Below are 20,961 nucleotides of genomic sequence, written 5' to 3'. Positions count from 1 at the left end.
TTCCTATTCAGGAAAAATCAAGTTGCAAATGAGGGAATTGTGGCATTTCTTTTCACTGTAATTACCTATTTCCCAAACCAAAGCTCTGTATATGCATCTCTTTTTGCCCGCCCTTTTTATTCTTCTTTTTGGTTCAAAAATCAATGACCAAGAGGTCAAAGAGCCTCCTGTCCGAATAGAGATGACCACAAATTATGGGGTTTTGATTCTCAGGCTTTATGACGAAACTCCCCTTCATCGGGATAATTTCATCCAACTTGTGGAAAAAGGAACTTATGACAGTTTACTTTTCCATAGAATCATTGAAAACTTTATGGTTCAGGCTGGAGATGTCAATTCTAAATCTGCCACCCTTCTGGATACCTTAGGTGGTGGGGATTTGGGGTACCGTGTACCGGCGGAAATCCGATCTGAACTTTTTCATAAAAAAGGGGCAATCGGTGCTGCTCGAACCAACAATCCCGAAAGAGCTTCCAGCAGTACTCAGTTTTATTTGGTGCAGGGGAGAATTCAAAATGACAGCCTCTTGAACCATAACCAAAACCGGATCAATCAATTTCTAGCTACCCACTACGCACAAAATGATCCTGCAAACAAGCCTCTATTGGATTCATTAAGTCAGGCAAGAGAACTCAAGGACAGTGTTCTGATAAAATCCCTAAGTGAAAAATGGAGCCAAATCTCAAGGAATTACTCAAATTTTGATCGATATGAAATCCCTGAAAACCACAAGGCTGTGTATAAAGAAATTGGTGGCACACCGCATCTGGATATGAGCTATACGGTTTTTGGAGAAGTGGAGAAAGGACTGGAAGTAATTGATGCAATGGCTGCAGTAGAAACCAATTCAATGGATAGACCACTTACTGAAGTTAGAATTTTGAAAATGAGAATCTTGGAAAACTAAACCTCCTTGGTCTTCCACTTGCCTTTTCTGAAGAAATAAAGAGAAACGAGCGCATGAAAGGAATGGCAAAAAGCGATGGCTATGAATATCCCGACATATTTCATTTCCATCTCAAAAGCCAAGAAATAAGCCAAAGGAACCTCCATTCCCAATAATACGACCGTATTGATCCAAGCGGGAGTTTTGGTATCCCCTGCCCCATTAAAAGCCTGAGTTAAGACCATTCCCACCGCAAAAAACACGTAGCCCAAAGCAATCACCCAAAGCCCTTGGGCAGCAATGTCTCTTACTTCTGGAATGTCAGTAAACACTCCGGCTAATTGCTTACTAAAAAGCAAATAAATCCCGGTCACGGAGGCCATAAAAATGACATTGTATCGGGTTGTTAACCAAACAGCATGCTCTGCTCTTCTAACTTTTTTAGCACCCAAATTCTGACCCACCAAAGTGGCTGCAGCACCCGATAAGCCCCATGCAGGTAAAATGGTAAAAATTAATACCCTAAAAGCAATAGTATATCCCGCTAAAGCAGCAGAACCGAATTCCGCATTCATTCTGGTTAAAGCCACCCAAGAAACCGAATCGATCAAAAATTGCCCCATACCGCCAAGGGATAAATCGACAATCTTTTTAATGGTTTCCAAATTGATCTTAAGATTTTCCTTCAAAATCTTAAGTCTGTGCTTCCCATTAAACAAATGGTACAATTGGTAAACAACGCCTATGCTTCTACCCAAAGTCGTGGCAATAGCAGCACCGTCCAAGCCAAATCCTTCCCATTCTCCCAAACCGAAAATAAACAATGGGTCCAAGACGATATTCAAGCCATTTGCAATCCATAAAGACCGCATGGCGTGATGTGCCTGTCCTGCGCCACGAAAAGCACCATTCAGCAAGAAAAGTAACATGATTGCGGTATTCCCTGCAAAAACAATCCTCGCATAAGTCTTTCCTGAAGCAATCACCTGCTCCTCCGCTCCCATCACTCTCAGGAGGTCTTCGGCAAATACCCAACCTCCAACTCCAAGAAAAATTGAAATAATTCCACCAACCAGAAGCAACTGAAAGGTTGCAGATCCTGCCTCATGGTATTCTTTTTCCCCAAATCGTCTTGAAACCAAAGCTGTACCAGCCATACTAATTCCAAAGCCTATCGCATAAGTCAAGACGATAACGGACTCAGTTAATCCAACCGTGGCGATGGCATGCTCTCCCAATTTTGCAACGAAAAATATATCCACCACTGCAAAGGCAGACTCCATCATCATTTCCAGGATCATAGGAATGGCCAAAATAAAAATAGCAGTCTTGAGGGACAGACGCGTAAAGTCCTGCTCTTTTCCTAAAATCGCGTCTTTGATTAGCTGCCAGGTCATAGGGTGTTAAGTAAAAGTTGGTTTAGTATGATCATTCCCAAAAATTTAGATCAATAATTCTGAGAATAAATCAAGTTTGCAAAAAAAGAAAAAAACCGCCGTTTGGCGGTTTTTGAACTCATTTATTTCTAAGGAATTAAGCTCCCACTGTTTCAATGTGCTTCTCCTTGATCTTTCTTCTAAGAATTTTACCCACATTGGATTTGGGTAATTCATCTGTGAAATAAACCTCTTTTGGAACCTTATAATTCGTCAGGGATTCTTTGCAATGCTTGATGATCCTTTCCTCGTTTAATCCCGGATCTTTTTTGACTACATAGGCTACCACCTTTTCGGTTGACTTTGGATCAGGCATACCAATTACTCCCACTTCCAAAACTCCAGGACATGAAGCGATTACATCTTCAACTTCATTTGGATAAACATTAAATCCGGAAACAAGAATCATCTCCTTCTTTCTGTCTACGATTTTAAAGAAGCCATCTTCATCCATAATCCCGATATCACCGGATTTGAACCAATCACCATGCATGACATTGGCGGTTTCTTCAGGTCTATTCCAATAGCCTTTCATGACCTGAGGACCTTTGATTAAGATTTCCCCTCTTTCTCCCATTGGAAGTGGATTTCCGGCATCATCTGCAATCATCACTTCAGTATTGGGCAAAGGAACTCCGATGGTACCGATTCGTTCAGTTCCGTCTATTGGATTACAAGTGGCTACAGGGGAAGTTTCAGTAAGTCCATATCCTTCTGCCAAAGGTACTCCTGTGACTTTTTTCCATTTTTCGGCGGTGGCTTTCTGAACTGCCATTCCACCACCTACGGCGATTTTCAATCCTGAAAAATCCAAGGAAAGAAACGCCTCCTGATTAAGTAGTCCATTGAATAAAGTGTTTACACCAGTGAAGACAGTAAAGCGTTTTTTTGCTAAATCGCCGATAAAGGCCTTCATATCTCTTGGATTGGTAATCAATACATTATGCGCACCAATTTTGAGCATCGCAAGACAGTTAACTGTCAATGCAAAAATGTGATAAAGCGGTAAAGCAGTAATTACGATCTCCTCACGCTCTCTCAATTTTGGCTTCATCCAAGCCGAAATCTGCTGCATATTCGCCACGATATTTCCATGGGTCAATTCTGCTCCTTTGGAGACTCCGGTAGTTCCTCCTGTATATTGAAGAAAAGCTGCATCCTCCAAAGAACACTTAGTAGGCTTGTAGCTTTGTGCAGCTCCCATGCTAAGCGCTTTTTTCAAGGAAATGGACCCTGGCAAAGAAAACGCAGGAACCATTTTCTTCACATGCTTCACCACCATATTGACTATAGTTCCTTTCAATCCTCCAAGTAAGTCTCCCAGCTCAGTGGTAATGATTTTTTTCGCTGAAATCTCATTCCTGATTTTCTCCAGATTATTAGCGAAGTTTTCAACGATCACAATAACATCAGCCCCTGAATCATTGAATTGATGCTTCATTTCCGCAGGAGTATATAAAGGATTGGTATTTACGACCACCATTCCAGCACGAAGAGCACCAAACATAACCACAGGATATTGCAGAATATTAGGCATTTGGATAGCCACTCGGGAGCCTTTTTCCAGCTTTAGAACCTGGGTCAGGTAATTTGCAAAATTTGCACTCAATTTATCCAGTTCATTGAAAGTCATGGTTTTTCCCATGCACTCATAGGCTACTGATGAGCTGTATTTTTTGACACTTTCTTCAAAAAGATCAGAAACACTTGAATAAGCTTTAGTGTCAACCTCTTTATCTACCGAGGCAGGGTAATTTTTAAACCAAGGAAAATCGTTCATATCAGGTTAATTTCAGGGTTTATGCGAGGTTCCAATTACTTAAAATTCCTTTGTAACAGCAAGAAATTCGGGATTACTTCAAAATTTTTCTTGCGATCAACTCTTTCATGATTTCATTCGTCCCCGCATAGATTCTCTGAACTCGAGCATCTGCCCATCCTCTTGCGACTGGATATTCCCACATGTACCCATATCCTCCATGAAGCTGAACGCATTCGTCGGCAACTTTACACTGCAGTTCGGTCATATTGTATTTCGCCGCAGAAGCCATTGCAGAATCCAATTTTCCCTCATTATGCAATTGAACCAAATAATCACAGTAGATTCTTCCCTGCTCAAGGGCGGCAGTCATTTCCGCCAATTTGAAACGAGTATTTTGAAATTCTGAAATCGCTTTTCCAAAGGCCTTTCTTTGCTTCACATAGTCTATGGTAGCTTTCAGCATGAATTCGCTAAGAGCAACTGCCGCCAAAGCTACTACCAAGCGTTCCTGTGCTAGTTCAGTCATCAGGTATTTAAATCCATCTCCCTCTTTTCCCAAAAGATTTTCTGCAGGAATTTCTACGTCCTCAAAAAACAGTTCACAAGTATCCTGAGCGTGTAGTCCGACTTTTTCAAATGGAACTCCTTTGGTAAAGCCCTTCATTTCTCGGTCTATCAAAAACAAACTGATTCCTTTAGCTCCTTTGCTGGGATCAGTTTTGGCAGCAACAACGACCACATCAGCAAGAAAACCATTGGTGATAAAGGTTTTTGATCCATTCAGAACATAGTATCCATCTTTCTTTTCGGCAGTACTTCTCATCCCTTGGAGATCAGATCCAGCTCCTGGTTCGGTCATAGCAACCGCTCCAATATATTCACCTGTGATCATTTTAGGGACATACTTTTTCAGAGCCTCTTCCTTTCCATAATGGAGGATATATGGCATCACAATATCGCTGTGCAAAGGATATCCGATTGCAGGCCCTGAGCATCCGCTTAAACCTAATTCTTCAATTAAAATGGCGTTGTATCGAAAGTCGCGAATATTCAGTCCTCCCAATTCCTCCGGTGCTTGGATTCCTAAAAACCCATTTTCTCCTAATTTCAGCCAGGAATCCCTGCTGACCATTTTATCTTTTTCCCACTGTGCATTGTGTGGGGTAATTTCACGGGCAATAAAATCTCTAACACTTTGTCTGAAGAGTTCATGCTCCTCAGTAAAAATCGATCGATATAGTCCGAACATATTTGGGTTTAGTTTTTTTAGTAACCAAAAATAAGGGTTTAATGGTTTTTGATTTTTGCCGTTCCTCAGACTTTTCCGCTTTATTTCATTTTAAATTCAAAAATGACAGGTTCCAGCATCTATTTTAGCACTCCAATTGAAAAACCATGGTTGACCTGAGTGAAAATACTCCTATCCAAGAAATCAAAAAATTATCTTTTTGGGAAACTGGTGAGGAAATTCTAAAAATTGAATCCGCTGGACCAAGTAATATGAATCTTGTGTTGCGGATTCAAACTGATCTAAGAAGTGTAATTCTAAAGCAGTCGAAGAACTTCGTCCGGAAGTTTCCTCAAATTCCTGCTCCGATTGAAAGGATCAATGTAGAATTTGAATTTTTAAGCCTTTTGGGAAAAGAACCGAAAATGGAATCTTTTATTCCCGAAATCATTCATTTCGATCCAGAAAACCACCTTTTGGTGACCGAAGACTTGGGATTGGGGATAGATTTCTCTTGGATTTATACAGGAGAAAAGTCTCTGAAAATCGAGGAAATTGACCAGTTAACAGAATTTCTGAATATTCTTCACGGGCTAAACCCGAAAAGTTTTCCCTTGAATAAAGAAATGCGCAAACTTAACCATGAGCATATATTCAATTTCCCTTTTTTGGAAGAAAATGGCTTTGACTTAGATACCATTCAGGAAGGACTGCAAGAGATCAGCTTAACTTTCAAAAAAGATAAAAAGCTCAAAGAGGAAGTAAGTAAACTGGGAGAGGATTACATGGGTTCGGGAGACACTTTACTTCATGGAGATTTTTATCCCGGAAGTTGGTTGCAAGTTTCCTCAGGCATCAAAATCATCGATCCGGAATTTGGGTTTATGGGAAATAAAGAATTTGATCTTGGGGTCTTTTTAGCCCATTTGGATTTGGGACAACAACCTGAATCGATCAAAGACCAAGTACTTAAAACCTATTCCAGTCCTCTTAATTCTAAGCTTCTGAACCAATACCGAGGGGTAGAAATACTTCGAAGATTGATCGGAATTGCACAACTTCCTGTAAAAATGACCTTAGGTCAAAAGTCCGCACTGATGAACTTTGCCAAAGAACTGATTCTGTCCTAAAATGAAAAAATATATCCCAGTAATCCTCTTTTTAGGACTTTTTGCTTGTAATCAGTCTTCAGTTGAGAGAGAAGAACACATTGATAAACTCCAGCAATCAGGGCTATCTGAGGAGGAACTTTACGATAAGGTCTTGGGAATGCTCGTCGGTTCTGCGATTGGAGATGCCATGGGTGCTCCAACAGAAATGTGGAGCAGAGAAAACATAGCCCTGGAGTATGGGTATGTCACAGATTTAGATTCCATGATTAGGGAGGTTTCTCCAGAAGGCATTTGGATTGCCAATCTTCCAGCAGGAGGCACTACTGATGATACCCGTTGGAAAGTCTTAGCAACGGATTATTTATTAACTCAATCTGGAAATCGGCTTAATTCAAAAGACTTTGCTTCTCAAATTCTCAAAACATATGAGAAGAGTTTGGAAAAATTGAAGGCTATTGATTCCAATAATCCTCAACCTTATGAATCTGCATTATTGGAAGTGAATTGGCTTTCTGAATGGGCCAAAGTGAGCCAGCCTTTTTTAGACGATAATCTTCCGGCTTTTGCAGATTCCCTTTCCAAGTTTTATGGAGGAGAAATGGTCTGTGCAGGATTGCTTTATGCGCCAGCTATTGGGATGTATTTTCCCGGAAATCCGGAGAAAGCCTATTCGGAAGGCTATAAATTGACCCTTTATGACTTAGGATACGCACGGGACATCAGTTCTCTGGCTATGGCCATGACTGCCGCCGGAATGAAAAAAGACGCGAAAAAAGAAGATTTACTGGCAGCTTTACGACTTGATCCGGAAAAGTATTTTGAAAGCAGACTTGTAGGCCGAACTTCTCATAAAATCCTCAAAGATGCCCTTTGGATCAATGAGGAATCCAAAAAACTAGATTCATTGGAGTCAATGACCTCCAATAGTCCTGCGCTATTGCATGCATTCCAGCTACTTGACCAAAAACAGCAAGACATGCCTTTTCATGCGGGTGAGATTTATCTGCAGTCGTTAACGGCTATGGTTTATGCAGATTTTGATTTCAAAAATTCATTAATCTTTCTGGTAAACTATGGTAGAGACAATGATACTACGGCTGCCCTTGTCGGTGGAATTTTAGGTTCTTGGTATGGCTTTGAGCAACTTCCAGAAAAGGAAAAATGGCAAGTCCTAAAGGTTAATAAGGAAATACTTGGAATTGATTTGGAAGAAAAAGCCAAGCTACTGACAGCTCACATGATCAAAAAATAAAAAACCCGAGATAATTCCCGGGTTTTTAAATTGGTATTTTGCCTATTACTTTTTCGCAGTGGTATCTGCAGCTGCAGGCGCAGCAGGAGTAGTAGTTGAATTGAATTTCTTATTTAGGCCTTCGATTACTGAAGCAGTAACATCAATTGCATCAGTAGCATACCAAAGGGCTCCTCCTCTTGTATAACTCAAAATCAGGTGAAGGTCATTTTCTTTAGCATAATCCTTAAGATACGCTTGAACTTGCTCATAAACCTCACTGTACAAAGCTGATTCGTCAGTTGACAATTCCTGCATCAGGTTATTTCTGTAGGTCATCAGGTTTTGCTCCTTTTGCATCAATTCTTCTTGCTTTGCTCTTTGCTGATTAGGAGTCAAACTTCCACCAGTCTGCTGGAAAGTAGCAACTTCCTGCTCAAAACCTCTCGCTCTTGACTGAAGATCGCCTTCAAATTTTCTGCCTTTTTCAGTGATCTCTTCAGATCTCTTCTTGAAGAAATCATACTTATTGATAACTGAGTCAGTATAAACAAAAGCAACTTTCATGTCTCCAGCAGCAATTCCTTGCCCTGCCTCAGCAGTTGAAGCACTTTCAGAAGTAGTATTTTTGTCACAAGAATAGAATACAGTGGCTAAGCCAAGTAGTCCAACGATGAGTAATCCTTTTTTCACTTTAGTATTTTAATGGTTGACAGGGCGCAAATATAGAGAAAGAAATGATTTTGCAAGGGCAGCAGAGATAGCTTCTGGTTAATTTAGGTTAAGGCCTAGAAATACAATTCTTGAGCCACACGATATAATTGTGCATGCGCATCAATTACATCCCTGATTCTAGTGGAATAGCCACCTCCCATACAACACATGACTGGAATATCACCTTGCTTTGAGTAGGTCAAGACCATTTTATCCCGTTGCTGAATGCCTGAAATGGACATTCCTAATCTGCCCAGTTTGTCAGTTTTTAATGCGTCTACTCCAGACTGATAAAGAATAAAATCAGGTTGAAATTGAATTAGAACTTCTTCTAAACTCTTTTCCAAAAGACTTAAAAAAAGCTCATCTCCTGCTCCATCAGGTAAAGCAATATCCAAATCAGAAACTTCTTTTCGATGGGGGTAATTCTTCTCTCCATGCATGCTGAATGTAAAAACAGCTGGGTTTTCTCTAAATAATTCTGCTGTTCCATTGCCCTGATGCACGTCCAAATCAACGATCAATACCCGCTTGGCCAGTTTATTTTCCAAGAGATAATTTGCTGTGATCCCTAGATCATTCAGCAAACAAAAACCTTCTCCTCGATCTGAAAATGCATGATGGGTGCCACCGGCTATGTTTATTCCGACACCAAAGTCTTTGGCAAATAAAGCCGCCTGCACAGATCCTCCCATGATCAGAATTTCTCTCTGGATTAATTCACTGCTTAATGGAAATCCTGTCGCACGGATTTCCGACTTTGATAAATTTAAATCAATGAGCTTCTGGTAATAAGATTCCTGGTGGGTATTGGTAATCCATTTTTTCTCAAGAGGTATGGGTTCAAAAAAGTTTTCTTGAGTTACCGTTCCTTCATATATCAATTGCTCAGGCAGGAGGTTGTATTTCTCCATTGGAAACCGATGACCTTCAGGAAGAGGATGACAATACAGGGGTGACCAAGAAATTTTAAGCATAAAAAAAGCGCTAATCAATTAACTAGCGCAACAAAGGTATGTTTTGAGAATAGGGATCAAAACTTAAATCTCATCTTCCTCAGTCTGGAAAGAATAAAGAGTTTCATCCAAAACCAAGGTATCATCATTGAATTCTTTGATGAATTTCCGAATGACTTTATCGTTGATTTCGTCAACATTAAGTGCTGCATCAAGACCAACGCCATAATCATGGTTGGTATCGATATCTAGGAATTCCTGAACCTTTACGGCTTCTTCCTCCTCCAATTCCATGATAATCTCAGTAATAAACCAGCCTATTTCTTCCTCCTCACTGGATAAAGGCTTCAAGTTTCCCTCCTCATCTTCTTCGTAGTTAATCCCTTTGAAATTCGGGAATTTTTTAGCGGCTTCATGTTCGGCCAATTCATATACTTCACTTGAGTGATGAAGTCTTAAGGTATATAATGCAGCATCATAGATTACTTGCTTTCCTTCAAAAATGCCTAGAAAAAGGAAGTTTATAAACTCTTCAGAATTACCTGGATCTGGGACAACCTTGTAAGGTTTACCAGATTTTGCCAGTTCGGCACTTAATTGTTCAATATTTTTGGGATCAAACCCGGGATTCGCAAACTGCATAAAACAAAAATTATAGTTTTTTTGGGTTGGAAAGTCTTCGATTTATTGACCATTCTCTTCCCACGAAAGAAAATAAACGAATAAAATGAATTCAACAAAATTTAATCAAGAATTTATCAAAAATTTAATTCGACAAAAGGAAGGTAAGCTGCTGGATTTCAAGCTGAAAATTACTTCAAGAGAAAAAATTGCTAAAACTATTTCTGCCTTTGCCAATTCTGAGGGAGGAATGCTCCTAATCGGAGTCTCTGATAAAAAGGAGGTAATTGGGATTGACCCCTACGAAGAACAATACATGATAGAATCCGCGAATGAGATGATTTGTGAACCTCATGCATCAGTTTCTTATTACCCAATCAAATGGACTAAGGAAAACCCTACAGATTTTGAAGATGAAGAACTAATCGTCCTATTGGTTAAAATCTCTCCTCAAAAAGATGGTTTGGTTTATTGTAAAAGTGGTTCAGGAGAACGAAAAGCATACAAAAGATCCGGAGACAAGACTTTGCTTATTTCGGATTCAGATTGATACCGAATACTCCATTGACAATACTGACTAGCAAAGCAAATCCCAAAGCCCACCAAAAACCATCCACGGTAAATCCAGGAATAAAATATGCGGCTATCAAAACAACCAGGGCATTGATGACTAACAAAAACAATCCAAATGTGATCAAGGTTAAAGGAAGAGTCAAAATAATCAGAATTGGCTTGATTGTGAAATTGATGAGAATTATTGCGCCTGCCAGAATCAGACCTGTAATCCAAGTATCTACCTGAACTCCACTTAATAATAAATCCGCAATCAAAATTGAGATTCCACCCACAATGATTTTGGTCAAAATTGATCCTGTATTTAGCGAGCTTTCCATGATTTTTAATTTTAAATAAAATCTCCACTAATAAAACCTGAGATAAATCAGATTTTAAATTGGGCTTTTGAAAACCCGAATGGAACATTAATTTACCTAAGAAACTTATATTTGCACATTAATCTTAACAATCTACCGAGTGATTATCATTATTTTCTTTCTCCTGCACTGGTATTTCTCCCTGTTTTGCCAGAGTTTCTTCCTACACCGTTATGCTGCCCATCAGATGTTTGTAATGAACAAGTATTGGGAAAAATTCTTCTACATTTTTACCTGGATTTGGCAAGGTAGCTCTTACTTATCTCCAAGAGCTTATGCCATTCTTCATAGAATGCACCACGCTTATTCCGACACTCCAAAAGATCCTCATAGCCCTCATCACACAGAGAATCTTTTTACGATGATGTGGAAAACAAAAAATATTTACAACGATTACTTCAGCTTCAAATTGAAGCCTGAAGAACGATTTTCTAAGGATATTCCAGATTGGAATTCGTTTGACAAATTCGCAGATACTATGGGGGTCCGAGTAGCTTGGGGACTATTCTACGTATTAGTCTACGTTCTTTGTATTTCTGTTTTTGATCTTCCCGGAACTCATTGGTGGATGTATTTCCTTCTTCCTATCCATTTTCTAATGGGGCCAGTTCATGGCGCAATTGTCAACTGGAGTGGTCATAAATATGGATATGCCAACTTCGACAATAACGATAAGTCTAAAAACAGCTTGCTACTTGATGTGTTGATGTTGGGTGAGTTATTTCAAAACAACCATCACAAACTTCCGAACAGACCAAATTTTGCGGTTAAGTGGTATGAGTTTGATCCTACTTACCCAATAGTCAAGCTCTTACATGCAACAAAGATTATAAAACTTAGAGCTGCGTAAAATTTAAGCCTTCCAAAACGGAAGGCTTTTTTATTGGTAGGTTTTTTAATTCAACTAAAACATAAAAAAATTGTAAAAATTCTTTGGAATTAAAAACTAAGTGAATAATTTTCTAGCACATTTAAACTTAACACCTTATGAAACCATTAACCAGAGCAGAAGAGGAGATTATGCAAATCCTCTGGGATATTGAGCGAGGCTTCGTGAAAGATATCCTGGTTCCTATGACCGAACCAAAACCGGCATACAATACCGTATCAACAATTGTTAGAATTTTGGAAAGAAAAGGATTTGTAAGCCATAAGTCCTATGGAAAGAGCCATGAATACTTTCCTATCGTTTCCAAAGATGAGTACAGAACTTTTATCATCAGGAAAATGCTAGAGGGCTATTTCGATAGTTCTTTTGCAAAAATGACTCAATTCTTCAAGAATGATGAATCATTGAACACTAAACAATATCAGTAAGAATATTTGTGGATAAGCATTAAATAATAAAGCCCCGGTCAAGTTGACCGGGGCTTTGTTTTATTTAACGTCCTTCAACAGTTCTTCCACCGCCTTTTCTAATTGCTGATCAATTCCTTGATCAATCTTTCCAGGCATATTTTTCACTTCAAACTGAGGTCGAGTTTCATTATTTTCTAACCACTCCCCTGCTTTATTTTTTGCAGAAATCGGAACCGCTCCCCATCTGACTCCATTCGGCAATCCTTCCCAACCTGCAAACGAACAAGTTCCTGGAGTTGGCATTCCGACTGTTTTACCAATTTTCAAATCCGTATAGCCACAAGCAAAGCAATGCCCATCTGAATAATTAGCCTCATTGAACATCGCCAAGGTAGGTTTAGTCCATCTGGCTGTCGGTTCTCCTCCTACGACTTTATCTTCAGTAGCATAAGTCAAAAATTTATCTCCCGTAAAGAACATAGCCAAATCAGCAACTAAATCACCGCCTCCATTGAAACGAGTATCGACGATTACCCCATCTTTCTCGTAATATTTTCCGAGCATATCTTCAACAACATTACGATACGGACCATCACTCATTCCCGGGATATGCACGTACCCTAATTTTCCACCACTCAATTTTTCCACTTCAGCTTGGTTCTTCTTGACCCATCGCTTATAAAGCAATTGATTTTCTTCTCCCAATGAAATTGGTTTAACCGTGTATTGATTTCGGCTATTTGATCCTGGATCAAAAACCTCAACCAAGGTAAACTTATCAGCCTTTCTGTTTAGAAGTTTCGCAAAATCCAAGTCAGGTGAAATCATTTCCCCATCAATTCGCTCAATGATCATCCCGGGCTTGATCTCCATTCCAGCTTTATCCAAAGGACCTCCTTCGATCACTTCAGTTATTTTCAGGCCATTGCCAGCATGTTTGTAATCAAAGAAAACTCCCAAAGCTCCCGTAGCATCTGCTAAAGGAATAGATCGGGAATATCTGGCTCCTGCGTGGGACACATTAAGTTCTCCAATCATTTCAGAGATCATCTCAGCAAACTCATAATTGTTACCGATATGGGGCAGATATTTTTGGTAATCAGGTCTGATCCCCTCCCAATCAACCCCGTGCATGGTCGGAGTATAAAAAATCCCCTTTGTGCGAAGCCAAATGTGATCAAACGAGTGTGCCAATTCTGCGGATTGATCATAGGTCATTTCTCCAGCAATCTTTATGGTCTCACGCTTCATTCCTTCTGGATTTATTTTGGAAATGGATCCATCGGAAAGCAAGTACAAGTTCTTTTGATCTTTGTCCCAAACAAGTCTTCCGGAATTTGCATTAAGGCTGATTTCCTGCTTGGTATCCTTGGTTCTCAAATCAGTAGACCAGAGGTTCATACCCTTTTCAAATCTAGCTAGGTAATACAATTTTTCACCATCCTTCGAAAGTAGCGCATCTCCCATAATGGAAGAATGGATCGTGAGTCTCGCCTTTCTTTCTTCAATTCCATCAAAGTCAAAAACAATGTCCTCAACCTTTTTCTCCTCTGCTTTCTCAGTCTTAGACTTATCATCCCCATTTTGAGGCTTTTTGGCTTTTTCAATCTCTTTCAAAAGATCAAACTCCTCCTTGCTCAGCCTAAACTTATCCCAAGCAGCTTGGTCGAAAAATAAGGTATACACATCCTCTTCCATTCGACCGCTGGTGGCATAGCTTCTCAATCCGTCCCGATTGGAGAACCAGATAATTTGCTTTCCACCATTCACCCATTTTGCATTATCATCAGAATAGCCGCTTTGGGTCAATTTTCTCATTTTTTCTTTTCCAGTGGCATCCAAAAGGACCACCTCTGAGTTGGTCATTGTAGGTCTATAGCTAGCCAAAAGCCATTTGCTATCAGGACTCCAAGTGAAATATTGATCTCCGTCGCTCATATGGAACAAAAGATCAGGGCCCATCAAGGTCACTTTTGATTTACTAGCCAAATCCAAAATCTTCAGACTTCTTCTTCCTTCGATGTAGGCCAACTTTTTTCCATCAGGAGAAAATTTCGGCAGATAGGCATCGGTTTCCACTGAAACTAGTGGTTCTTCTTTCAATAAAGTGGAAGCAAAAAAGAAAGGCTCCTCTGCTCTTACTTTGGTAGCTTGGAAAATCTGCCATTTGCTATTTCGCTCAGAAGCATAAACCAGAGATTTTCCATCAGGAGCAAACTCAACAAATCTTTCCTGCTCTGGAGTATTGGTGATTCTTTTAGTCAAAGAACCATCTACCGAAGTCACAAAAACTTCGCCTCTCGCAATAAATGCAATCTCTTTTCCATCTGGAGAAATAGACATTTCACGAACTCCTCCATTGATGGTTATGTAGCTATCAGGATTGGAAATGGATTGGGTAGCAATAGAAACCTGCACTTTTTGAGGCTGCTGTCCTTTTTTCATAGTATACAATTCCCCATCGTAGCTGAAGCAAAGATTTCCATCTGAAGCAATGGTCAAAAATCTTACAGGGAATTTGGTGAAATTGGTCAAAGCCTTTGCCTGAGCCGGGTCAGAGACAGGCATGCTGAACAAATTGAAATTTCCATTTCCTTCACTTAGGTAAAAAATCTCTGATTCATCCGGGGAAAAAACCGGATTTCTATCCTCTCCATAAAACTTGGTAAGCATAGTATGCGAGTTGGATTTCGCATCATACATCCAGATGTCACGTGCGATCCCCGACTGGTGGTGCTTTCTCCATTCGTTTTCTCCTCCTTTTTTATCGTGATAGATCATCTTGGATCCATCTTTACTGGTCTGAACATACTCAGCAGGAATAGTCCAAATCTGATCTACCCTTCCCCCATTTTTAGTCACTTGATAAAGCTCAGGCTGGGAACCAGTTGGATATTGTCTATGCTCTGCGATATCCATTCTGGCTGCGCCAAAAATCACCTTTTGCCCATCAGCCGTGAAATCATAGGGCATTTCATCAGTAGAATGATAAGTAAGTCGAATCGCATCACCTCCATCGGCATTCATGATGAATACATCAAAATTTCCATACCGATCCGAAGCGAAGGCAATTTGCTTCCCATCTTTTGACCAAACAGGCTTGAAGTCATGAGCCTCGTGGAAAGTCAATTGAGTTGCCTTTCCTCCTGAAGTAGGTACCAAATAAAGGTCACCTTTGTAAGTGAAGACGATTCTAGATCCATCCGGAGAAATTGCAGGATAGCGAAGCCAATTTGGTGCAGTCTGCCCAAAGGCAAGTCCAGTAATTAAAAAACCAAGACTTAGGGTCAAGGCTTTAAAGAAGATTTTCATAGGGTAATTATTGATTTGACTCAAAGTAAATAAAAAATTCTGCCATAGAAGATTTTGTTTTGATGAATGAAACCGAGTGATGGTTCATTTGTAAGAATTGGGGATGAATCTGAAATTGATTTTCCTACTGAATGGGATAAGCCTATATTTGCGACCGAATAAAACGACCCTTTTTCAATGAATTCATTTATAGAAGAACTGAGATGGAGAGGAATGCTCCAGGATATGACCCCCGAGATCGAAGAGCATTTGAGCAAAGGAATGGCTTCAGCTTACCTGGGATTTGATCCAACTGCAGATTCCCTTCATATCGGTCACCTGGTTGGTGTGATGACACTTCTTCATTTCCAGAGAGCAGGTCACAAGCCATTTGCTTTAGTTGGAGGCGCCACAGGGATGATTGGAGACCCTTCTTTCAAATCCGCTGAAAGGAACCTTTTGGATAAAGCTACTTTGGATCACAACGTGGATTGTCTGAAAAATCAGCTTTCTAAATTTTTGGATTTTTCGGGTTCCAAATCCAATAAGGCCGAACTGGTCAACAATTACGACTGGATGTCCCAATTCTCTTTTCTTGAGTTTATCAGAGATGTGGGAAAGCACATCACGGTAAACTACATGATGTCTAAGGACAGCGTAAAGCGAAGGTTGGAAGATGGAAATGGGCTTTCATTCACTGAATTCAGCTATCAATTGATCCAGGGATATGATTTTTACCACCTTTGGAAAAACAATAACTGTTCGGTTCAATTGGGGGGATCAGATCAATGGGGAAATATCGTCACTGGAACAGAATTGATCCGAAGAATGGGCGGAGGAAGTGCCTATGCGCTGACTGTTCCTTTGATCACCAAGGCCGACGGAACCAAATTTGGAAAGACAGAAAGTGGGTCGGTATGGTTGGATCCAGAAAAGACTTCTCCATACGCTTTCTATCAGTTTTGGCTCAATGTATCTGATGAAGATGCTTCCAAATACATTAGGATTTTCACGGTTTTGGATCAAAAAACCATTGAAACCCTTGAAAGCGAGCATGCACAGGCACCTCATTTAAGATTGCTTCAAAAGGAAATCGCAAAGCAAGTGACTATCATGGTTCATAGCCAGGAAGATTATGAAATGGCGGTAAAAGCCTCCGAAATTCTTTTTGGCAAATCGTCCACTGAGGACTTGGCTTCTTTGGATGAAAGAACTTTTCTTGCGGTTTTTGAAGGAGTACCTCAGGTACAACTTAGCAAAGAAGAATTTGCGGGAATTGAAAACGTCTTGGATCTTTTTGGAGAAAAAACCAATGCCCAAATTTTCCCTTCCAAAGGTGAAGCAAGGAAAATGATTCAAGGTGGAGGAGTCAGTATCAATAAGGAAAAATTAACTGACCCAAATGCAGCTTTGAACTTCAACCTTCTTCAAAACAAATATTTACTGATTCAGAAAGGGAAGAAAAACTACTACATTTTAGAAGTAAAATAATCTCTTGATCTACAGCAAAAAAGGCCTCAAAATTAAAAATTGAGGCCTTTTTTAGTTTTTATAATTTCCAAAAGGAAACAAAAATTGACCTTGATTTAATATCTTTGTTCCTCACTTTTCAATAAAGTTTTAGAACTCATGGCAGGAGAAAAAAATAAAGAAAGGCTAATCTTGGATGCAGCAGTTTCACTTTTTACCACCAAAGGCTATACCGCTACCCGGATGGAGGATGTGGCCAAGAAAGCAGGAATCAGCAAAGGCCTAACTTACTTCTATTATAAAAATAAAGAGGACCTTTTCATGGCCTTAACCAAAAAGGCTTTTGATCAATTCAAGGAGGAATTTCGAGAATCCTTTCGCTCAAAAGGAAAGACCGGTTTGGAGATGATCACAGACTTGGTTCAGCGGATCTGGACTTTTGCCAAAGAACAGCCTGTGTATTATCAAGCCATTCTCCATTTTTTGGACTTGATGAAAAAATACACCAATTCAAAACTACGCAATGAAATTGATCCTCAGATTTTGGATTCGATTCATTTTCATAAGCTTTTGGAATTGCATCACGAACCAGCCAGGATCGGGATTCAAATGGTTTCTCAGGGGATTAAGGACGGAAGTATCAGACCAGAACTTCAACCAGAGATTACCTTCTTTACCATTTGGAGTATGATAATCGGATTTGAAAAAATGAGTGGCCCGGTGGAATATGAAAACAAAGAAATCAAGATCAATCCTGAAGCTTGGCAACTCGGATTTATCAAATTGATGCAGGATATGCTGAAAGGAACCGTACAGGCAAGTAAGCCTCAAATAGTTCAGGCAAGTCTGTTCTAACCAAACCAAAAAGGCTACTCGATCGAGTAGCCTTTCTTTTTTCATTCATTCTTTTTTAAAGTTTTGGAGCTTTTCTGTGTTTTGTTCCTAGCTCGTAGCTATAGGTCAATTTGATCAGGGTAGGTTCAGCGTACATTCTACCCAAGAACTGCAGGCCTGCAGGAAGATTCCCCTCAGTAAATCCCATCGGAACGGTAAAAGCTGGTTGGCCCGAGTGGGGAGAAATAATCTGGGAATTATCCCCCTTGTATTCTTCTTCGAATCGGTCAATTCTTGCCGGACGATTATTCCAAGATGGATAGATCAAAGCATCCAACTGAAGCGAGTCCATTGTTCTTTCGATAGCTTCTCTAAGGGCTATTCTTCGAACATCTTCGTATGCATTTCCGCAAGGAATTTCAGGGTTGCCTCTCCTCAAAGTGTTTTTACCTAAAGTCTCAAGTCGTGTCCGAGTATATTCTGACTTAGAACCAATTCTAAGCATATCCTCATAAGTCTTCATTGTATCTCGCTTCACGTAAGTTTGGAGAAAATCTTCCAAATCAGTTTTAAAAGTTGGGCACCACTGGTCTTTCGCTAATTCCTCAAAATTCGGAACAGCTACAGAATCTATGACCACCGCTCCCAAGCCTTCTAGATCTTTTAAAGCTTGATTAAAAAGTACGCTTATCCCGGAGTCAGGATCTCTTTCACTTAAAGTTCTAAACACCCCGATTCTAGCTCCTTTCAAGCCGTTTTTATCCAAATACTGGAGATAATCAGTTTCTGTTTTTCCTTCCGAATAGGAAGTCAAAGGATCATTTGGATCAATTCCCACCATGACTTGAAGGACCCGAGTGGCATCTTCCACGGTTTTACACATGGGTCCGACTACGTCGTTTCTAAGGTATAGAGGAACAATTCCTTCTCTACTGATTAATCCTAAAGTACTTCTAAAACCTACCAAGGCATTGTGGGAAGAAGGTCCTCTGATTGAATTTCCGGTGTCTGTTCCCAATCCTATCGTCCCTAAATTTGCTGCAACTCCTGCACCTGTTCCACCACTCGAACCTGCAGGGACAAAATCCAGATTATATGGATTTCTTGTAATTCCTGCAGTGGAGCTTTCCGAATGCATGGGAGAAAAGGCCCATTCCGCCATATTCGATTTGGCAAGGACTATAGCTCCTGCTTCTTCCAGTTTTTTGATTACAAAAGCATCTTCCTCAGGGTAAAAATCTGTAAGTGCCAAAGAGCCCGCTGTAGTAGGTAATCCAAGAGTATTGATATTATCCTTCACAATCATAGGAATCCCGTGAAGCGGCCTAAATTTTCCGGTTGATTTGAATTCCTCATCCAGAGCTTTGGCAATTTCCAAAGCCTTGGGATTAATCACCGTTAAGGCATTGATTTGAGGATTTACCGAATCTATCCGAGCCAAGTAGGCTTCTACTAATTCAACTGCGGTCAGGTCTCCAGAAGAATATTTAGCATGGATCTCGGCAATGGATAAACTTTCTAAATCCAAAACATCTTTAACCTTCTCCTTTTGGCAAGCCGAAAATAGAAGCAAAAAGAGCAGAGAAATTAAACCAAAATGGCTGCCGAAATCAGAGGATTTATAGTTCATATATATTCGATTTTGATTCACAGAATTTGAAAATAAAAAAGGCTACCCGAATCGGGCAGCCTGAATTTATCTGCTTTTCCAAAGCTCCTTGAGCTGTTTTCCATTGATTAATAAAACAAACCGTGCAGGATTAGGAACTAGGACAATTCTCATGTCCACTTTACCCAATTCATCTGATTCTATAGGTACTCCTTCATTTCCCTCTACCTCATAAGTCACAATCCCTTTTGCATCTGGGAGCATTTCCTTGTACTTATTTGCCAAATAGGCAGTTGGAAGTAAAATATCCGTATCCGATTTGAGCTTAGAATAAATCTTCTCTAACTGTGGCTCGAAAACCTCCTCATACTCCTCATTGAAATCATCTTCCAAATCATGAAGTTCTTCTTCCAGATCATCATAGCTTTCGTCGCTATAATCCATCTGGCTTAATAGATTTCTTTTTTTGACAATTTCTGTAAGTTGCTCGTCCAGCTTTTCCCAGTTCATGAAATAATAATTGGATTGTTGAAAGTGCAAAGATGGGCAATCCTCCTTTTTTACCCGAACAAATCAGAGATTATTCACTGACGAAAAGGATTTTTCCATTTCTGCCAGGAGTCTCGTAGGTGTCCAAGGCTTTTTTGAAGTCATCCAAAGTGAATTTCCCGGCTATGTCAATTTTGGATTGTTCCTTCATTAGAAATCCAAAAACTGTCTGGAATGCTGATTTTCTTTTCTCAGTAGCTAGTTCCTCAATCCAAGTGGAAAGCCAAAACCCTTCAATTTTAAGGTTTCTAAAAATCAACAAACCACTATTTACCGGCATATTTTCCAGGGCCAAAGCCCCAAAGGAAAGTAATTTACCTTTTGGCCTGAGGCTAGCTAATGCCTTTGCACCAAGAATTCCTCCTACAGCATCAAAAACCACATGAATTCCTCCATCTGTATTTTCCTGAATTACTTTGGATAGCTTTTCCTTTTCAGTATTGATCACCAAATCAGCTCCTAAATCTGCAAGCATTTGCTTTTGTGCATCATGACGGACAGTCGCGGCTACTTTAATCCCTTTGGCCTTGGCCATTTGAATAGCAAATTTCCCGAAAGCTGAAGCGCCAGCTGTAATCAAAAGCCACTCATTTTCTTTCAATCCTGACTCCTCAATCATTCCATAAGCCGTCATAGGATTGACGAAAGCTTGGCATGCAACTTCATCAGGCATTCCTGAAGGAACCGGAATGACCATTGCAGCAGGTACACAAATGTATTCTCTCCAAGTTCCGATGGCCGTAAACATCACACGAGTCCCTTCTTTGACAGAAGATGCTTGGTCTGATTTCTCCACTACCCCACATGCTTCAAATCCCGCGCTGCTAGGCAATTTTGGAGTGATCCCGTACATGCCTTTAATAAACATGATATCGGATGGGTTGATATTTCTAGCGGTCACCCGAATCAAAACCTCATGTGGTCTTGGAGTGGGCATGGGACTTTCTTTTACTTGAAGTACTTCTTGGGGAGTCCCCGTTTGTTCAAAAATCAATTCTTTCATTTCTCTAAAATTCAATTATTTGGCTTTT

The 20,961-nt window shown here is 40.0% G+C and carries 19 protein-coding genes; 8 read left to right on the top strand and 11 right to left on the bottom strand.

Annotation, left to right across the window (positions count from 1 at the left end):
- Positions 1–91 precede the first annotated feature (91 nt).
- The gene (locus tag DFQ04_RS03110) at positions 92–907 is read left to right on the top strand and encodes a peptidylprolyl isomerase (protein ID WP_133552583.1); all 816 of its coding nucleotides are present in this window, start codon (positions 92–94) and stop codon (positions 905–907) included.
- Here DFQ04_RS03110 and DFQ04_RS03105 read toward each other — a convergent pair.
- From DFQ04_RS03105 to DFQ04_RS03095, 3 genes are all read right to left on the bottom strand, one after another.
- The gene (locus DFQ04_RS03105; RefSeq protein WP_133552581.1) at positions 904–2,283 is read right to left on the bottom strand and encodes an MATE family efflux transporter; all 1,380 of its coding nucleotides are present in this window, start codon (positions 2,281–2,283) and stop codon (positions 904–906) included. The two genes, DFQ04_RS03110 and DFQ04_RS03105, sit on opposite strands and share 4 nt — an antisense overlap.
- 136 nt (positions 2,284–2,419) lie before the next feature.
- Positions 2,420–4,102 carry an AMP-binding protein gene (locus DFQ04_RS03100; protein ID WP_133552579.1) on the bottom strand — a complete coding sequence of 561 codons (1,683 nt, stop codon included), beginning with the start codon at positions 4,100–4,102 and terminating at the stop codon, positions 2,420–2,422.
- A gap of 73 nt (positions 4,103–4,175) precedes the next feature.
- A complete protein-coding gene (locus tag DFQ04_RS03095) occupies positions 4,176–5,333 on the bottom strand; it encodes an acyl-CoA dehydrogenase family protein (protein ID WP_133552577.1) in 1,158 nt (385 codons plus the stop codon).
- Between the two features lie 146 nt (positions 5,334–5,479).
- Between DFQ04_RS03095 and DFQ04_RS03090 the strand changes: the two genes are divergently transcribed.
- Together DFQ04_RS03090 and DFQ04_RS03085 are read left to right on the top strand one after the other, a co-directional pair.
- Complete coding sequence (locus DFQ04_RS03090) at positions 5,480–6,442, top strand: phosphotransferase (RefSeq protein ID WP_133552575.1); 963 nt, start codon at positions 5,480–5,482, stop codon at positions 6,440–6,442.
- Position 6,443: 1 nt separating this feature from the next.
- A complete protein-coding gene (locus DFQ04_RS03085) occupies positions 6,444–7,676 on the top strand; it encodes an ADP-ribosylglycohydrolase family protein (protein ID WP_133552573.1) in 1,233 nt (410 codons plus the stop codon).
- A 45-nt stretch (positions 7,677–7,721) separates the two neighbouring features.
- Here DFQ04_RS03085 and DFQ04_RS03080 read toward each other — a convergent pair whose 3' ends face one another.
- The 3 genes from DFQ04_RS03080 to DFQ04_RS03070 form a co-directional block, all read right to left on the bottom strand.
- Positions 7,722–8,348, bottom strand: coding sequence for an OmpH family outer membrane protein (locus tag DFQ04_RS03080; RefSeq protein ID WP_133552571.1), 627 nt, complete (start codon positions 8,346–8,348; stop codon positions 7,722–7,724).
- A 95-nt stretch (positions 8,349–8,443) separates the two neighbouring features.
- Positions 8,444–9,346: a histone deacetylase family protein gene (locus DFQ04_RS03075; protein WP_133552569.1), complete on the bottom strand. Its 903-nt coding sequence runs from the start codon at positions 9,344–9,346 to the stop codon at positions 8,444–8,446.
- A 63-nt stretch (positions 9,347–9,409) separates the two neighbouring features.
- Positions 9,410–9,967: a hypothetical protein gene (locus tag DFQ04_RS03070; RefSeq protein WP_133552567.1), complete on the bottom strand. Its 558-nt coding sequence runs from the start codon at positions 9,965–9,967 to the stop codon at positions 9,410–9,412.
- 85 nt (positions 9,968–10,052) lie between these two features.
- On the opposite strand from DFQ04_RS03070, the gene DFQ04_RS03065 reads away from it, so the two are divergent.
- Positions 10,053–10,496, top strand: coding sequence for an AlbA family DNA-binding domain-containing protein (locus DFQ04_RS03065; protein WP_133552565.1), 444 nt, complete (start codon positions 10,053–10,055; stop codon positions 10,494–10,496).
- Here DFQ04_RS03065 and DFQ04_RS03060 read toward each other — a convergent pair.
- Entirely contained in the window at positions 10,477–10,839 is a 363-nt protein-coding gene (locus tag DFQ04_RS03060) for a phage holin family protein (RefSeq protein ID WP_133552563.1), read from the bottom strand. The two genes, DFQ04_RS03065 and DFQ04_RS03060, sit on opposite strands and share 20 nt — an antisense overlap.
- A 139-nt stretch (positions 10,840–10,978) precedes the next feature.
- On the opposite strand from DFQ04_RS03060, the gene DFQ04_RS03055 reads away from it, so the two are divergent.
- Together DFQ04_RS03055 and DFQ04_RS03050 are read left to right on the top strand one after the other, a co-directional pair.
- Positions 10,979–11,728, top strand: coding sequence for an acyl-CoA desaturase (locus DFQ04_RS03055; RefSeq protein ID WP_133552561.1), 750 nt, complete (start codon positions 10,979–10,981; stop codon positions 11,726–11,728).
- 137 nt (positions 11,729–11,865) lie between these two features.
- Positions 11,866–12,195: a BlaI/MecI/CopY family transcriptional regulator gene (locus tag DFQ04_RS03050; protein WP_133552559.1), complete on the top strand. Its 330-nt coding sequence runs from the start codon at positions 11,866–11,868 to the stop codon at positions 12,193–12,195.
- Positions 12,196–12,255: 60 nt separating this feature from the next.
- Here DFQ04_RS03050 and DFQ04_RS03045 read toward each other — a convergent pair whose 3' ends face one another.
- The gene (locus tag DFQ04_RS03045) at positions 12,256–15,489 is read right to left on the bottom strand and encodes a S41 family peptidase (protein ID WP_133552557.1); all 3,234 of its coding nucleotides are present in this window, start codon (positions 15,487–15,489) and stop codon (positions 12,256–12,258) included.
- A 177-nt stretch (positions 15,490–15,666) separates the two neighbouring features.
- Here DFQ04_RS03045 and tyrS point away from each other — a divergent pair, with 177 nt between their 5' ends.
- On the top strand, positions 15,667–16,959 hold the full coding sequence (gene tyrS, locus DFQ04_RS03040) for a tyrosine--tRNA ligase (RefSeq protein ID WP_133552555.1): 1,293 nt from the start codon (positions 15,667–15,669) through the stop codon (positions 16,957–16,959).
- A 138-nt stretch (positions 16,960–17,097) separates the two neighbouring features.
- Positions 17,098–17,793, top strand: coding sequence for a TetR/AcrR family transcriptional regulator (locus DFQ04_RS03035; RefSeq protein ID WP_133552553.1), 696 nt, complete (start codon positions 17,098–17,100; stop codon positions 17,791–17,793).
- A gap of 55 nt (positions 17,794–17,848) precedes the next feature.
- On the opposite strand, the gene DFQ04_RS03030 is transcribed toward DFQ04_RS03035, so the two are convergent.
- From DFQ04_RS03030 to DFQ04_RS03020, 3 genes are all read right to left on the bottom strand, one after another.
- Entirely contained in the window at positions 17,849–19,402 is a 1,554-nt protein-coding gene (locus DFQ04_RS03030) for an amidase (RefSeq protein WP_133552551.1), read from the bottom strand.
- Between the two features lie 66 nt (positions 19,403–19,468).
- Positions 19,469–19,891: a hypothetical protein gene (locus DFQ04_RS03025; RefSeq protein WP_133552549.1), complete on the bottom strand. Its 423-nt coding sequence runs from the start codon at positions 19,889–19,891 to the stop codon at positions 19,469–19,471.
- A gap of 70 nt (positions 19,892–19,961) precedes the next feature.
- On the bottom strand, positions 19,962–20,933 hold the full coding sequence (locus tag DFQ04_RS03020; protein ID WP_133552547.1) for a zinc-dependent alcohol dehydrogenase family protein: 972 nt from the start codon (positions 20,931–20,933) through the stop codon (positions 19,962–19,964).
- Positions 20,934–20,961: the final 28 nt, after the last annotated feature.

Source organism: Algoriphagus boseongensis, from assembly GCF_004362805.1.
Classification (GTDB): Bacteria; Bacteroidota; Bacteroidia; order Cytophagales; family Cyclobacteriaceae; genus Algoriphagus; species Algoriphagus boseongensis.
This window is presented reverse-complemented; position numbering and strand designations above follow the sequence as displayed.

Excerpts from the sequence above, each read along its gene's own strand:
- DFQ04_RS03025 (WP_133552549.1), bottom strand. The coding sequence starts at position 19,891 with ATGAACTGGGAAAAGCTGGACGAGCAACTTACAGAAATTGTCAAAAAA.
- DFQ04_RS03110 (WP_133552583.1), top strand. The coding sequence starts at position 92 with ATGCATCTCTTTTTGCCCGCCCTTTTTATTCTTCTTTTTGGTTCAAAA.
- DFQ04_RS03035 (WP_133552553.1), top strand. The coding sequence starts at position 17,098 with ATGGCAGGAGAAAAAAATAAAGAAAGGCTAATCTTGGATGCAGCAGTT.
- DFQ04_RS03050 (WP_133552559.1), top strand. The coding sequence starts at position 11,866 with ATGAAACCATTAACCAGAGCAGAAGAGGAGATTATGCAAATCCTCTGG.
- DFQ04_RS03105 (WP_133552581.1), bottom strand. The coding sequence starts at position 2,283 with ATGACCTGGCAGCTAATCAAAGACGCGATTTTAGGAAAAGAGCAGGAC.
- DFQ04_RS03070 (WP_133552567.1), bottom strand. The coding sequence starts at position 9,967 with ATGCAGTTTGCGAATCCCGGGTTTGATCCCAAAAATATTGAACAATTA.
- DFQ04_RS03030 (WP_133552551.1), bottom strand. The coding sequence starts at position 19,402 with ATGAACTATAAATCCTCTGATTTCGGCAGCCATTTTGGTTTAATTTCT.
- DFQ04_RS03060 (WP_133552563.1), bottom strand. The coding sequence starts at position 10,839 with ATGGAAAGCTCGCTAAATACAGGATCAATTTTGACCAAAATCATTGTG.
- DFQ04_RS03100 (WP_133552579.1), bottom strand. The coding sequence starts at position 4,102 with ATGAACGATTTTCCTTGGTTTAAAAATTACCCTGCCTCGGTAGATAAA.
- tyrS (WP_133552555.1), top strand. The coding sequence starts at position 15,667 with ATGAATTCATTTATAGAAGAACTGAGATGGAGAGGAATGCTCCAGGAT.
- DFQ04_RS03045 (WP_133552557.1), bottom strand. The coding sequence starts at position 15,489 with ATGAAAATCTTCTTTAAAGCCTTGACCCTAAGTCTTGGTTTTTTAATT.
- DFQ04_RS03065 (WP_133552565.1), top strand. The coding sequence starts at position 10,053 with ATGAATTCAACAAAATTTAATCAAGAATTTATCAAAAATTTAATTCGA.
- DFQ04_RS03075 (WP_133552569.1), bottom strand. The coding sequence starts at position 9,346 with ATGCTTAAAATTTCTTGGTCACCCCTGTATTGTCATCCTCTTCCTGAA.
- DFQ04_RS03085 (WP_133552573.1), top strand. The coding sequence starts at position 6,444 with ATGAAAAAATATATCCCAGTAATCCTCTTTTTAGGACTTTTTGCTTGT.
- DFQ04_RS03095 (WP_133552577.1), bottom strand. The coding sequence starts at position 5,333 with ATGTTCGGACTATATCGATCGATTTTTACTGAGGAGCATGAACTCTTC.
- DFQ04_RS03090 (WP_133552575.1), top strand. The coding sequence starts at position 5,480 with ATGGTTGACCTGAGTGAAAATACTCCTATCCAAGAAATCAAAAAATTA.
- DFQ04_RS03020 (WP_133552547.1), bottom strand. The coding sequence starts at position 20,933 with ATGAAAGAATTGATTTTTGAACAAACGGGGACTCCCCAAGAAGTACTT.